General features: G+C 70.6%; 11 protein-coding genes and 1 tRNA gene. 7 read left to right on the top strand and 5 right to left on the bottom strand.

Going from position 1 to position 13,892, the window contains the following annotated elements; all coding sequences use genetic code 11:
* Positions 1-114: 114 nt before the first annotated feature.
* Both I2501_RS38340 and I2501_RS38335 read right to left on the bottom strand, forming a co-directional pair.
* Positions 115-717 carry a TetR/AcrR family transcriptional regulator gene (locus I2501_RS38340; protein ID WP_037608163.1) on the bottom strand — a complete coding sequence of 201 codons (603 nt, stop codon included), beginning with the start codon at positions 715-717 and terminating at the stop codon, positions 115-117.
* Between the two features lie 106 nt (positions 718-823).
* On the bottom strand, positions 824-1,819 hold the full coding sequence (locus I2501_RS38335; RefSeq protein WP_328806246.1) for an acyl-CoA desaturase: 996 nt from the start codon (positions 1,817-1,819) through the stop codon (positions 824-826).
* 283 nt (positions 1,820-2,102) lie between these two features.
* Here I2501_RS38335 and I2501_RS38330 point away from each other — a divergent pair.
* The 5 genes from I2501_RS38330 to pth all read left to right on the top strand — a co-directional run bounded on the left by I2501_RS38330 (position 2,103) and on the right by pth (position 6,461).
* Positions 2,103-2,175 (top strand) — tRNA-Gln (locus I2501_RS38330).
* A 141-nt stretch (positions 2,176-2,316) separates the two neighbouring features.
* Complete coding sequence (gene glmU, locus I2501_RS38325) at positions 2,317-3,777, top strand: bifunctional UDP-N-acetylglucosamine diphosphorylase/glucosamine-1-phosphate N-acetyltransferase GlmU (RefSeq protein WP_196192945.1); 1,461 nt, start codon at positions 2,317-2,319, stop codon at positions 3,775-3,777.
* Between the two features lie 228 nt (positions 3,778-4,005).
* A complete protein-coding gene (locus tag I2501_RS38320; protein ID WP_196192944.1) occupies positions 4,006-4,986 on the top strand; it encodes a ribose-phosphate diphosphokinase in 981 nt (326 codons plus the stop codon).
* A gap of 181 nt (positions 4,987-5,167) precedes the next feature.
* Positions 5,168-5,770, top strand: coding sequence for a 50S ribosomal protein L25/general stress protein Ctc (locus I2501_RS38315; RefSeq protein ID WP_196192943.1), 603 nt, complete (start codon positions 5,168-5,170; stop codon positions 5,768-5,770).
* A 118-nt stretch (positions 5,771-5,888) separates the two neighbouring features.
* A complete protein-coding gene (gene pth, locus I2501_RS38310; RefSeq protein ID WP_196192942.1) occupies positions 5,889-6,461 on the top strand; it encodes an aminoacyl-tRNA hydrolase in 573 nt (190 codons plus the stop codon).
* A 29-nt stretch (positions 6,462-6,490) separates the two neighbouring features.
* On the opposite strand, the gene I2501_RS38305 is transcribed toward pth, so the two are convergent.
* The gene (locus tag I2501_RS38305) at positions 6,491-8,245 is read right to left on the bottom strand and encodes a hypothetical protein (protein WP_196192941.1); all 1,755 of its coding nucleotides are present in this window, start codon (positions 8,243-8,245) and stop codon (positions 6,491-6,493) included.
* Positions 8,246-8,445: 200 nt separating this feature from the next.
* Positions 8,446-11,223, bottom strand: a complete 2,778-nt coding sequence (gene ppc, locus I2501_RS38300) for a phosphoenolpyruvate carboxylase (RefSeq protein ID WP_196192940.1) — start codon at positions 11,221-11,223, stop codon at positions 8,446-8,448.
* A 264-nt stretch (positions 11,224-11,487) separates the two neighbouring features.
* Here ppc and I2501_RS38295 point away from each other — a divergent pair, with 264 nt between their 5' ends.
* A complete protein-coding gene (locus I2501_RS38295; protein ID WP_196192939.1) occupies positions 11,488-12,783 on the top strand; it encodes a sensor histidine kinase in 1,296 nt (431 codons plus the stop codon).
* A 43-nt stretch (positions 12,784-12,826) separates the two neighbouring features.
* Positions 12,827-13,195, top strand: coding sequence for a GntR family transcriptional regulator (locus I2501_RS38290; protein ID WP_196192938.1), 369 nt, complete (start codon positions 12,827-12,829; stop codon positions 13,193-13,195).
* A gap of 182 nt (positions 13,196-13,377) precedes the next feature.
* On the opposite strand, the gene I2501_RS38285 is transcribed toward I2501_RS38290, so the two are convergent.
* Positions 13,378-13,866, bottom strand: a complete 489-nt coding sequence (locus I2501_RS38285; protein WP_196192937.1) for an SUKH-3 domain-containing protein — start codon at positions 13,864-13,866, stop codon at positions 13,378-13,380.
* Positions 13,867-13,892 lie beyond the last annotated feature (26 nt).

The following is a 13,892-nucleotide window of genomic DNA, read 5'->3' as shown; positions in this document are numbered from 1 at the left end:
GCGGGCACCCCCAAAGGTGTTCCGCCACCGGGGGTTTACCCCCCCCCCCCCCCGGGGGGGGGGGGCCCCCCCCCCCCGCCCCTGGACGTTTGCAACGTCCCTCGCTGCGAACGGTCAGGACTTCCTGCGGCCGACGAGCTGGGGCCTGCGTTCCATCCCCTCCAGGCCGTGCCAGGCCAGGTTGACCAGGTGGGCGACGACCTCCGCCTTCTTCGGCTTGCGGACGTCGAGCCACCACTGGCCCGTCAGCGCAACCATGCCGACCAGCATCTGCGCGTACATCGGCGCCAGCTTCGGGTCGTAGCCGCGTGACTTGAACTCCAGGCCGAGGATGTCCTCGACCTGGTTCGCGATGTCGCCGATCAGCGACGCGAACGTCCCCGTCGACTGCGTCACCGGCGAGTCGCGGGTCAGGATCCGGAAGCCGTCCGTCGAGGTCTCGATGTAGTCGAGCAGGGCGAAGGCCGCCTCCTCGCAGAGTTCGCGCGGGTGACCGCCCGTCAGCGAGCCGGTGACCATGTCCAGCAGGAGCTGCATCTCGCGGTCGACCACGACCGCGTAGAGGCCCTCCTTGCCGCCGAAGTGCTCGTAGACGACCGGCTTGGAGACGCCCGCCTTCGCCGCGATCTCCTCCACCGAGGTCGCGTCGTAGCCGCGCTCCGCGAAGAGCGTGCGGCCGATGTCCAGCAGTTGCTCGCGGCGCTGCTTGCCGCTCATCCGCACGCGGGTCGCCCGCCGTGTGGTGTTTCCCGTTGCCCCCCGCCTGGACGAGGGCGTGTCGGTCACCGGATCCCTGTCGCCACTGCTCTCGTTCACAGGACCATCATGCCGCGCGCCGCGCGGCCAACCGATCCCGGCTGGGCCAGCGGACGTCGTGGGCCCAGCCGAACTGCTCGAACCAGCGGATCAGCCGGGCCGACGAGTCCACCTGGCCGCGGAGCACGCCGTGGCGCGCGGAGGTGGGGTCGGCGTGGTGCAGGTTGTGCCAGGACTCGCCGCAGGAGAGGACGGCCAGCCACCAGACGTTGCCGCTGCGGTCGCGCGAGCGGAACGGCCGGTTGCCCATCGCGTGGCAGATGGAGTTGATCGACCAGGTGACGTGGTGCAGCAGCGCGATCCGGACCAGCGAGCCCCAGAAGAACGCCGTCAGCGCCCCCTGCCAGGACCACGACCACAGGCCCCCGACCAGCGGCGGCAGCAGCAGCGAGATCAGGGTGAAGAGGAAGAACTGCCGCGAGATCCAGGTGATGTCCCGGTCCTGGACCAGGTCCGGTGCGTACTGCTGTTGCGGCGTCTGCTCCTCGTCGAAGAGCCAGCCCATGTGGGCCCACCACAGGCCGCGCAGCAGCGCGGGGACGGACTCGCCGTAGCGCCAGGGGGAGTGCGGGTCGCCCTCGCGGTCGGAGAACTTGTGGTGCCGGCGGTGGTCGGCGACCCAGCGCACCACCGGGCCCTCCACGGCCAGGCTGCCGGCCACGGCCATGGCGATCCGCAGCACCCGGCCGGTCTTGAACGAGCCGTGGGTGAAGTAGCGGTGGAATCCGACGGTGACGCCGTGGCACGCGGTGAAGTACATCGCCACGGCAATCACGATGTCGTGCCAGCCGATGCCCCAGCCCCAGGCGACCGGGATCGCGGCGAGCACGGCGAGGAAGGGAACGACGATGAAGAGCGCGAGCGCGACCCGCTGTGCCGCGCTCTGCTTCTCGCCGCCCCTGGTCCCCGGGACGGCCTCGCGGGCTGCGGGGACGGCGGTGGACGCGGCGCCGCTCCGGGCGGTGCCGCTGCTTTCTGCGGTGCTGCTGGTCGGGATGGTCACAGGTCGCCCCTCGGCCTACGGAACCGTAACTTACGGCATCGTAGGTTCTCTTCCCGTGCCTGCGGAAGTACACCCCGTCCGGGCGTGGCGAGCGGGTGAATTCCCGAGGTCAGACGATTGCGCTCGATCGTGTGAACCGGATTCGTTCGCCTGCCGGAGCCGCCGGCGCGCGCCCGAGGCGGCGACACGCACGGTCGATGTTCGACGCAGCGCTCACCTGTATCGTCGCGTCGGAGGCTGGTGGTACGGCATAGTAGGAGCCGCCGCTCGGCCGAGTGGTCCATCCGCCGTGGTGTAACTGGCAGCACACCGACCTTTGGAGTCGGCAAGTCAAGGTTCGAATCCTTGCGGCGGAGCCTGAAGGACACGGGAATCTGAGCGGTCGACGCTCCCTGGATATCCTCAAAAGTGTTCGGGCGCGTTTGTGCGGATCCCTGTTCGGGTGGTCGGCGGGCCCGGCGGACCCTCCCCGTTCCCCTGCAGAGGAGCCTGCTTCCATGTCTCCCACCGCCGTGATCGTCCTCGCCGCAGGCGAGGGCACCCGGATGAAGTCGGCCGTGCTGCCCAAGGTGCTGCATCCGCTCAGCGGGCGGACGCTCGTCGGCCATGCCGTCGCTGCGGGGCGGGAGCTGACGCCGGAGCAACTGGTCGTGGTCATCGGCCACATGCGCGACAAGGTCGCCGCCCACCTCGCCGAGGTGGACCCGGGCGTGCGCACGGTCGTCCAGGAGGAGCAGAAAGGCACCGGCAACGCGGTCCGCGTGGCGCTGGAGGCGCTGGCCGCCGACGGCATCGCCCTGGACGGCACGGTGGTGGTCACCACCGGCGACACCCCGCTGCTCACCGGCGCGACCCTGAAGGCGCTCGCCGCCACCCACGCCGCCGACGGCAACGCCGTGACGGTGCTGACGGCCGAGGTCCCCGACGCGACCGGCTACGGCCGGATCATGCGGGGCGCGGACGGTTCGGTCCGGGCGATCGTCGAGCACAAGGACGCCACCGACGAGCAGCGCGCCGTCGCCGAGATCAACTCGGGTGTCTTCGCCTTCGACGGCAAGCTGCTGGCCGAGGGCCTGGCCGAGGTGCGCACGGACAACAGCCAGGCTGAGGAGTACCTCACCGACGTGCTCGGCATCCTGCGCGAGGCGGGCCACCGGGTCGGTGCGGTCGTCGCGGCCGACTACCGCGACATCCTCGGCATCAACGACCGGGTGCAGCTGGCCGAGGCCCGCCGGATCATGAACGACCGTCTGCTCGACGCCGCCATGCGCTCCGGCGTGACGGTGGTCGACCCGGCGACCACCTGGGTCGACGTCCAGGTCTCCTACGAGCGCGACGCGCTGATCCACCCGAACACGCAGCTGCACGGCGCCACGGTCGTCGGCGAGGGTGCCGAGATCGGTCCGAACTGCACACTTCGGGACACCGAGGTCGGCGCGGGCGCGGTTGTGAGCAACACCACAGCCACCAGCGCGGTGATCGGCGCGGGCGCGAGCGTCGGCCCCTACGCCTACCTGCGTCCGGGCACCGTCCTCGGCGTGAAGGCCAAGGTCGGCACCTATGTCGAGACCAAGAACGCCGAGCTCGGCGACGGCGCCAAGGTGCCGCACCTCAGCTATGTGGGCGACGCCACGATCGGCGAGGGCACGAACATCGGCGCGGCCTCCGTCTTCGTCAACTACGACGGCGTCAACAAGCACCGTTCGACCATCGGCGCGCACTGCCGGACCGGCTCGGACAACATGTTCGTGGCCCCGGTGACGGTCGGGGACGGCGCCTACACGGCGGCCGGCTCGGTCATCTACCAGGACGTCCCCGCAGGGGCGTTGGGCGTTGCGCGGGCTCAGCAGCGCAACATCGAGGGCTGGGTGGAGCGCAAGCGCCCGGGCACGGTCTCGGCCGAGGCCGCCGCCGCGGCGAAGGCGCGCACGGAGTCCGCGGAGGCCCCCGAGGGGTAGGCGCGGGCCGCCTCGAAGCGGGCGGCGGCAGGCGCGGACGGGGGCGCTCGGAGCACGTCGGGTGCCCCCCGGAGCCACCATCCGGCCCTGCTCGGACCACTCCTTCGCCGGACCCGAGGGCGACGGCAACGCCCACGGACGCGTAACCTTGTGGACATCCACACGCAGCAGGCCCGCAGCAGGCCAGACGTCCGCCTGCGGCGAACCAGCAACAAGGAGACGGTTGCAGTGACCGGGATCAAATCGTCCGGCTCGCGGAAGATGATGCTCTTCTCCGGCCGTGCCCACCCCGCCCTCGCGCGGGAGGTGGCCGAGCAGCTGGGTGTCGAGTTGGTCCCCACCAAGGCGCTGGACTTCGCGAACGGCGAGATCTACGTCCGTTACGAGGAGTCGGTCCGCGGTGCGCACGCCTTCGTGCTGCAGAGCCACACCGCGCCGATCAACCAGTGGATCATGGAGCAGCTGATCATGATCGACGCCCTGAAGCGGGCCTCGGTCAAGACCATCACCGTGATCATGCCGTTCTACGGGTACGCCCGTCAGGACAAGAAGCACCTCGGTCGTGAGCCCATCTCCGCCCGCCTGATAGCCGATCTGCTGAAGACGGCCGGCGCCGACCGGCTGATCTCCGTGGACCTGCACACCGCGCAGATCCAGGGCTTCTTCGACGGCCCGGTCGACCACCTCTTCGCGCTGCCGATCCTGGCCGACTACGTCGGCTCCAAGGTCGACCGCGACAAGCTCACCGTGGTCTCCCCGGACGCCGGCCGCGTGCGCGTCGCCGACCAGTGGTCGGACCGCCTCGGTGCGCCGCTGGCCATCATCCACAAGCGCCGCGACCCGAACGTGGCCAACAAGGTCATGTCCGCCGAGGTCGTCGGTGACGTCAAGGGCCGGGTCTGTGTCCTGGTCGACGACATGATCGACACCGGCGGCACCATCGTCGCCGCCGCGGACGCCCTGTTCGACCAGGGTGCGGAGGACGTCATCGTCGCCGCCACCCACGGCGTGCTCTCCGGCCCGGCCGCGGACCGCCTGAAGAACTCGCGCGCCAGCGAGTTCGTCTTCACCAACACCCTGCCGACCCCGGGCGAGCTGTCCCAGGAGATCGACAAGGTGACCACGCTCTCCATCGCCCCGCTGATCGCCCGCGCGATCCGCGAGGTCTTCGACGACGGCTCGGTCACCAGCCTCTTCGACAACGCCTGATCAGCTGAAAGATCGTTTTGGCTCCCTCGGCGGGCTTGGGTACTCTGGGGTATCTGCCCGGCGAGGGAGCCTTTTGCGTGCCTGTGCATGCTGAGCTCCGTTATCGACGCGCTTCTTGTTGAGAGATGTGTGAGATGGCCGCCGAGCGCTCGCCCGTTTCACGCACCTCAAGGAGCGCTTCATGTCCGAGATCAAGCTTGCCGCTGAGCCCCGCACCGAGTTCGGCAAGGGTGCCGCCCGCCGCGCCCGTCGCGCCGGCCTGGTCCCCGCCGTCGTCTACGGCCACGGCCACGCCCCGGTCCACCTGAACCTGCCGGGCCACGACCTGATGCTGGCTCTGAAGACCCCGAACGCGCTGATCTCCCTGCCGATCGACGGCAAGCAGGAGTTCGTGCTGCCGAAGGCCGTCCAGCGTGAGGCCATCAAGCGCACCATCGAGCACGTCGACCTGATCCTGGTCAAGCGTGGCGAGAAGGTCACCGTCGAGGTTCCGGTCCACACCGAGGGCGAGCTGGCCCCCGGCGGCAACCTGCTCGAGCACGTCCTGAGCGCCCTGCCGATCGAGGCCGAGGCCACCCACCTGCCCGAGTCCGTCACGGTCTCCATCGAGGGCCTGGAGGCCGGTGCCTCCATCCTCGCCCAGGACATCACCCTCCCGAAGGGCTCCTCCCTGGCCGTCGAGGGCGACACCGTCGTCCTGCAGATCATCGGCGCCCAGGCCGAGGCCCCCGCCGAGGAGGCCGAGGAGGGCGCCGAGGGCGCCGAGGCGGCTGCCGAGGCCTGAGCCTCGTCGCACCACCTGTAGTTCTTTCTCCGGCACTGCCCCGGTCGTCCGCGATGATGGCCGGGGCAGTGCTGCGTGGCGCAGCGACAGTTCCGTATCCCGACAGGAGTCTTCGCAGATGAGTGAGCAGGGTCCCTGGCTGGTGGTCGGCCTCGGCAACCCCGGTGGGCAGTACGAGGGGAACCGGCACAACATCGGCTTCATGGTCGCCGACCTGCTCGCCGAGCGCGTGGGCGGGAAGTTCAAGACGCACAAGAGCCGTGCGCAGGTCGTCGAGGGCCGGCTGTCGGGTCAGCGGGTGGTGCTGGCCAAGCCGATGTCCTTCATGAACCTCTCCGGCGGCCCGGTGGTCGCGCTCCGCGACTTCTACAAGGCGGACGTGGACCGGCTGATCGTCATCCACGACGAGCTGGACATCGACTACGCCACCCTGCGCCTCAAGCGCGGCGGCGGCGACAACGGCCACAACGGCCTGAAGTCCATCACGAAGTCCCTGGGCCCGGACTACCTCCGCGTCCGCGCCGGAATCGGCCGCCCGCCCGGCCGGATGGACGTGGCCGACTTCGTCCTGCGGGACTTCTCGTCGACGGAGCGCAAGGAACTCCCGTGGTTCGTCGACCGCACGGCCGACGCGGTCGAGTCCCTGCTCCAGGACGGCCTGGAGCGGGCCCAGTCTGCGTACAACAGCTGAGCCCGCTCCGTCTGACGTTGCGTCAGTTGTCAGGCGTGGACGTAGGTCCCGGGACCGTAGGCGTCGACGAACCACGGGCTGTTACCCGTGAACCACGCGACCTCCCAGGTCCCGCCGGTCTCGGCGCGGCCGTAGAGGTTGAAGTAGCCGCCGCTGTTGGTCCAGCTGGACGCCTCGTAGTACCAGGTGTTGCTGCGGTAGGGCCGGAAGAAGAGGTAGACGCGCGTGCTGCGCATCGGACCCCAGGCGCCGTAACCCCGGTCCCACAGGCCGCCGCTGAAGCGGATCACCTGGCCCTTGTAGGCCCAGGTGGTGCTGGGCTTGGCGCCGGTGATCAGGGTCGAGTACCGGAACGTGTGGATCACGTTGCTGTACGCGGCCTCGTAGCCGGGTGCACCGGGGTACCAGAGCCTCCAGTAACCGTGCGGGTTGTCCACCCACGCGGCGACCTGCTTGTACGAGACGGCGCCGGTCGGGATGTAGCCCAGGTTCTTCCAGCCGGTTCGGCCGTCGGGCGACTCCAGGACGTAGACCTTGCCGCCGCCGATCTGGTTGTTCGTGCTGTTGGCGGAGTACTGGAAGGTCAGGTCGGAGTACTCGTCGATGCTCGGGGAGCTCAGGTTGAGCGAGACGACCTGGGTCACCGAGGTCACGCTGAAGTTCGCCACCGAGGAGGCGAGCCACTGGTCCCAGTTGTAGCTGCCGCTGTCGGTGGCCACCTGCCAGGTGCCGACCTGCGAGGTCTGTAGGTTGAACGAGAACCTGCCGCTGGCGTCCGTCGTCGAGCCGTGGTTCCAGTAGCCGCCCGTATTGAACATGTAGGCCTGGTCGGCGGCCGGCTTCCAGGTCTGGGTGGTGGAGTCCAGGTACTGGACCGTGCCCGACACCACGATGTTGGCGTTGGCGATGGTCGTGGTCGAGCTGTGGTCCAGCACGATCCTGGTCTGCGTCAGGCTGCCCTCGTTGACGGCGGCGGAGGGGCCGGTCACGTTTCCGTGCGGGTCCACCGCCTGAAGGGTCACGACCTTGCTGGTGAAGGAGCCGGGGGCGGGCTTGTAGGTGATGGAGAAGCTGCCGTCGCTGCCGCCCAGGTCCCAGCCGAAGCCCAGCTCCTGGTTGTTCGCGTCGAGCAGGTTGATCGGCTCGTTGTAGGTCCCGCTGTGATACGGCACGTTGGTCTGGAGCCCGCTTGCGGGATCCCAGGTGTCCAACTTGCCCGATGCGGTGACGGTCTCGCTGCCGAAGGCCAGGTTGCTCGGGGTGATGGTGGTGCTCGGGTCGAAGACCGGCTTCTTGTAGTAGTCCATCGTGCCGGTGACGGCCGTGGACGCGGTCTGCGCGCTGTCGAACGCCTGCACCGAGTCGGTGTAGGTCACGTAGTCCGGAAGCTGGATCACGCCGGACTGCCAGACGCCGTTGTTGACGGTGCCGCTGATGAGCGTGAAGCCGCCGGCGGTCCCGGCGGTGGTGGTGCCCCCGTCCTCGGAGAACGTGGCCGTCAGATGGTCGACGCCCGCCACGGAGCTCGCCGCGACCTGCAGGACCCGCCCGGTCGGGAGATCGACGGGGGTGACCGTCGAGACCACAGGAGCTGGGGCCGGGGAGGCCGAGGTGGCCGTGTCCGTGGGAGTCGGAGTCGGCGAATCCGTGGGAGTCGCCGTTGCTGACGAGGTGTCCGACGGAGTCGGGCTCGCGGGGGTGTCGGCCATGGCTTGGGCCGGGACCGCGAGGGTCGCCACCAGCAGCGCGGCTGCGGTGGCGGGGAGGGTGGAACGGAGTCTCACTATGAGAGTCCCCCTGACGAAAAAGGAACCCCATGTCGGTCCGACTGTGGACCACATGGGCGATGTGCGTGAGAGCCTAGTGAGCACCCCGTGAAAGACTGCGGCCGTTGTCCCGGTTTGACGGAACAACGGCCGCAGTTGAACGTTGAATCGTTATCCGGCCAGCTGGTTTTCGGCCAGGGCCGGGATCTGTTCCGGCGTCAGCCGGTGTTGCGCAGGCCCGCCGCGACGCCGTTGACGGTCAGCAGCAGCGCGCGCGAGCGGAGCGGGTCCTCCTCGACGCCGTTGGCGTCGTCCTCGCGCTGACGGCGCAGCAGGGCGACCTGGAGGTAGGAGATCGGGTCCAGGTAGGCGTCGCGGATGGCGAAGGTCTGCTTCAACACCGGGCTGTGCTCCAGCAGTTCGGACTCGCCGGTGACCCGCAGCACCTCCTTCAGCGTCAGCGCGTGCTCGGCCTCGATCTGGCCGAAGACGTGCTGCAGCTCCTCGGGCACCAGCTGCTCGACGTAGTGGCGGGCGATCCGCAGGTCCGTCTTGGCCAGCGTCATGGCGACGTTGGAGAGGAAGTTGCGGAAGAAGTGCCACTCGGCGTGCATCTCGTCGAGGATCTCGCCGAGTCCCGCCTCCCGGGCCGCCGCGAGGCCCGAGCCGACGCCGTACCAGCCCGGCACGATCTGCCGGGACTGCGTCCAGCCGAAGACCCACGGGATCGCCCGCAGACCGTCCAGGCCCGCACCGGAGTCGGGACGGCGCGACGGGCGCGAGCCCAGGTGCAGCGACGCGAGCTGGTCGACCGGGGTCGAGGCGAAGAAGTAGGCGGGCAGGTCCGGGTCCTCGACCAGGCGCCGGTAGGCGCTGTGCGCACCCTCCGAGACCGTGTCCATGGTCGCGTCCCAGCGGGCCAGCGCCTCCTCCGACTGGCGCGGGGAGGTGTGCAGGGCGGAGGCCTCCAGCGTCGCGGAGACCGTGAGCTCCAGGTTCTCCCTGGCCAGCGACGGGATCAGGTACTTGTCGGAGATCACCTCGCCCTGCTCGGTGACCTTGATCTCGCCCTCCAGCGTCCCGTACGGCTGGGCCAGGATCGCCTCGTGCGAGGGGCCGCCGCCGCGGCCGACCGTGCCGCCGCGGCCGTGGAAGAGCCGCAGCCGCACGCCGTAGCGGTGCGCGACGTCGCGCAGCCGGCGCTGGGCGCGGTGGATCTCCCACTGCGAGGTGGTGATGCCGCCGAACTTGGACGAGTCCGAGTAGCCCAGCATGACCTCCTGCACGTCCCCGCGGAGCGAGACCAGCAGGCGGTAGGAGGGGTCGCGCAGCATCTCGTCGAGGATGGTGTCGGCCGAGCGCAGTTCGTCGGTGGTCTCCAACAGCGGCACGATGCCGATCTTGGCGACACCGGCGTGCAGGTCGATCAGCCCCGCCTCGCGGGCCAGCACCGCCGCCGCGAAGACGTCGTCCGCGCCCTGGCACATGGAGATGATGTAGCTCTCCACGATCTCCGGCCCGAACCGCTCGAACGCGTCGCGGATGGTCTGGAACACTCCGAGCGTCTTGGCGCCCGCCGCGTCCAGCGGGGCCGGGGTCGGCGCCAGCGGACGGCGCGACTTGAGCTCCTTGGCGAGCAGCCGCTGCCGGTACTCGCGCGGCATGTCGGTGTAGCGCCAGGCCTCCTCGCCGAGCCGGTCGAAGAGCTGGCCCAGCGTGTGGTGGTGCGCCTCGGCGTGCTCGCGCACGTCCATCGTCGCCAGCTGCAGACCGAACGCGGCGATGGTGCGGATGGCGCGGCTGATCCGGCCGTCCGCGATCAACTCGCCCTTGTGGGCCCGCAGCGAGGACTGGATCAGCTCCAGGTCGGCCAGCAGCTCGCTGGTGCCGAGGTAGTCGCAGCCCGGCACGTGCGGGGTGCCCGCGGCGAGCCGCTCCCTGGTGTTGATCAGCTTCTGGCGGACGCAGGTGGCCTTGAGCCGGTAGGGCTCCTCGGCGTTCATCCGCTTGTAGCGCGGGCTGATCTCGGGCAGCCGCGCGAGGTCGGTGGCCAGGCTGTCCAGCAGCTCCTGGCTGGCGCCGGAGAGCCGGACCGAGGACGAGAGGGTGGCACGCAGCTCGTCGACCACGTCGAGCGCGTCGTTGATGCCGTACTCGTGCTGGAGCAGCAGCACGTCGCGCGTCACCGCCGGGGTGACGTTCGGGTTGCCGTCCCGGTCGCCGCCGATCCAGGTGCCGAAGGTGAGCGGACGCACGCCCTCGGGCAGGGTGACGCCGACCCGGGCCAGCTCCTCGTTCAGCTCCTCCAGCACGTCGGGGACCGCGCGCTTGTAGAGCTCGTCCAGGTAGTAGACGGCGTTGCGGGCCTCGTCGGTCGGCTCGGGACGGGCGATGCGCAGCTCGTCCGTCTGCCACAGCAGGTCGATCACCTCGGCCAGCCGCCGGTCGGCCTGGCGGCGGGCGGTGGGACGCGAGGGGCTGTCCTCCAGCTCCAGCAACTCGGCCAGCCTGCGCAGCTTCTGCAGCACGCTGCGGCGCGCGGCCTCGGTCGGGTGCGCGGTGAAGACCGGTCGGACGTTGAGGTGCGCGAGCGCCGCGCTCACGTGCTCCGGGTCCGCGTCGGCGAGCTTGTCGACGGCCTGGGAGAGGAGCGAGCCGTTGTCGGCGCGGTTGGCGTTGAGCTCACGACCGCGGTGCACCTGCTCGGTGACGTTGGCCAGGTGGAAGTAGGTGGAGAAGGCCCGCACCAGCTTGGCGGCGGTCTCCAGGTCGGTCTGCTCCAGCAGCCGCGCCGCGGCGGCGCCGTCGGTGCGGGTCAGGAGCCGGACCCGCTCGACCAGGTCGAGCAGCTCCTGCCCGTCCTGCCGGACCAGGGTCTCGCCGAGCAGTTCGCCCAGGCGGCGGATGTCGGCGCGCAGAGCACTGTTGTCGGGCTCGGCCGGGGTGGTGGCGGCCGGGGAAACGGCGGGGACGGTTGCCTCGCGTGCGTCGCTCACGCTGGTACTCCCTTGCGGGGTGGAGTGGGGACGACAAGGACGTGCGCGGACCACGTTGTCCGCCCCTGTTGCGTGCTGCTGATCTTTCGCGGTCCAGCATAGGTTGCGGGGCGTGACCGTCCAGGACCTTGGCCGCCATGCGGACACTCCGCAGGGGACCGGGTGCCGCGCCTCACGTGGGCCAGGACCCCCGCGTCCCGCGGATCGAAGCGGATACGGGAGTGTGCGGCGGCCCGTCAGCTCCTCTTGTCTACGCTTGACGGCATGAGGGTGGGAGCGTGGCAGCGACGACGGAGCATGTGGCTGGATCTGGCGTTGGCCGCCGCCGCAGCGCTGGAGTGTGCCGGTTCGGCGTACACCTTCACCGCCCACCAGGGCCTGGGCCTCGCCGCGCGGGTCGCGGTGGCGGTCTACGCGCTGGTCGCCGGCGCCACGCTGGTGGTCCGGCGGCGCTGGCCACTGGTCCCGGTCGCGGCGGCGCTGTCGACGATCCCGCTGTCGGCGGGCTACCTGCTGCTGATGATCGGCCTCTACACGCTCGGCGCGTACCGCCCGGAGGGCGCGGCGGGACGTTTCGCCGAACGCCGCGCCATGAGCGCGCTCTGCGCGGTGGCCATCGCCGAGACGGTCCTCGTCTCGACCCTCACCCTGGGCACGCAGCACCAGGACGCGCTGCACCAGGGCGTGCCGGAGTGGGTGCTGATCCTCTTCTCGGTGCTGGCCGCGATCGCGATCACCGTTCCGCCCACCATGCTGGGCCTCTACATCGGCGCCAAGCGGCGGCTCTGGGTCGCCCTCACCGAACGCGCCGAGGGCCTGGAGACAGAGCTCGGCCTCCTCGCCGACCAGGCCCGCGAACGCGCCCTGCGGGCCCGCGTCGAGGAGCGGACCCGGATCGCCCGCGAGATGCACGACGTGGTCGCGCACCGGGTGAGCCTGATGGTGGTGCACGCGGGCGCGCTCGAACGCGTCGTGCACAAGGACCCGGAGAAGGCGGCGGCCAGCGCCAAGCTGATGGGCGACATCGGCCGCCAGGCGCTGGACGAACTCCGCCAGATCCTGGGCGTGCTGCGCACGGTCGAACCGAACGACGACGACTCGGGCGGGGCGCCCGTCGGGGCGTCCGGCACGGCGTCCGGCACGGAGTACGTGCCGATGGGCGTGGCGGACCTGCCCAAGCTGGTGGACGAGTCACGGGCGGCGGGCCTCGGGGTGCGGTTCACCCTGGGCGGCGCGCGCCGCACGCTGACCTCGGAGGCGGAGCAGACCGCGTACCGCGTCGTCCAGGAGGCGCTGACCAACGTGCTGAAGCACGCGCCCGGCGCCGACGTCGAGGTCGTGGTGGCCTACGTGCCGGGCGGGGTCGCCCTGGCCGTCTCCAACACCTGCCCCCCGGCCGAGCAGACGGGGGAGGAGCGTGACGCGACGATCCTCCCCAGCGGCGGCAACGGCCTGGTGGGCATGCGCGAGCGGGTCACCGCGCTGGGCGGCGCCTTCACCGCAGGCCCGACGGCGGAGGGCGGTTTCCGCGTGGAGGCACGGCTGCTGGCCGCGCGGTAGCTACGCTGTCCCTGCGCTTGTCCTAGGAGGTAGGGGGTAGCCCGTGCGGATCGTGCTCGACCAGGAGTCCGCTGTCCCGCCGTACGAACAGATCCGCGCGCGGATCGCCGAGGCAGCGGCGAGCGGCGAGGCGCCGGTCGGCATGCGGCTGCCGACGGTCCGCGGCCTGGCCGAGGAACTGGGCCTGGCGGTCAACACGGTCGCCAAGGCCTACCGCGAGCTGGAAACGGCGGGCGTGGTGGAGACCCGCGGCCGCGCGGGCACGGTCATCTCGGCAGCGGGCCACGCCGCGCACGGCGAGATCGCGAAGGCGGCAGCGGCGTACGCGCTCCGCGCGAAGTCCCTCGGCCTCTCCGCGCCGGAGGCGCGAGCCCTGATGGAGACGGCACTCCGCGAGAGCTACGGCGCGTAGCTTCTGCTCGACGGGTCGTTGCACCTTCAGGGGCGCGGGGAACTGCGCGACAAGCCACCCACGCAGGTGGAACACCGAACGAACAGGGCCATCCGCTCATCGGTGGTTTCTCGCGCAGTTCCCCGCGCCCCTGGAGGGTGCAACCACCCGATGGAGCGACAGTTCTCTCTGCCCACCGGCAGTCAGAGCGCGTCGGTCAGGAAGCGCAGCCGTTCCGCCCGCAAGCCGGAGATCAACGTCGTCAGCGCCTGGTCCATGGAGTGCCCCAAGAACCACTCGCCCGTGTGGTCCAAGCTGTAGACGCGTCCCACCGCGTCGATCGCGAGCAGGGCCTGGGCCTCCCGTTCCTCGCCCAGGGGGCAGACCGGGAGTTCCAGGGCGCGGCCCAGGTCCGCGAGCGTGCGCGGCTGGTGAAGCCCCCGCAGGGGGTCGATGACGAAGGACGTCCGGGCGACCTGCGCGCCCGCGCCCTCCAGGCTCACCGTGACGTCGCCGAACTCCGCCCAGGCCTCGACCGCGGCCGGGAAGACCGTGTGGCGGTGGCCCTCCGGCGAGGCGTAGCCGTCGAGCGCCTCCGCCCACTCCTCCGCGCGGTCCAGGCGCTTGCGGCCGGGGAACCAGCCGGACTTGGTCAGTACCGACGCGACCTCCGCCGGGAACCGGGCCTCCATGTCCTTCTCCTCTCCTCCCCGTACCC

The sequence above is a fragment of the Streptacidiphilus fuscans genome, assembly GCF_015690355.1.
Classification (GTDB): Bacteria; Actinomycetota; Actinomycetes; order Streptomycetales; family Streptomycetaceae; genus Streptacidiphilus; species Streptacidiphilus fuscans.
The sequence above is the reverse complement of the archived record's forward strand: the minus strand, read 5'-3'. Positions and strand labels throughout refer to the sequence as shown.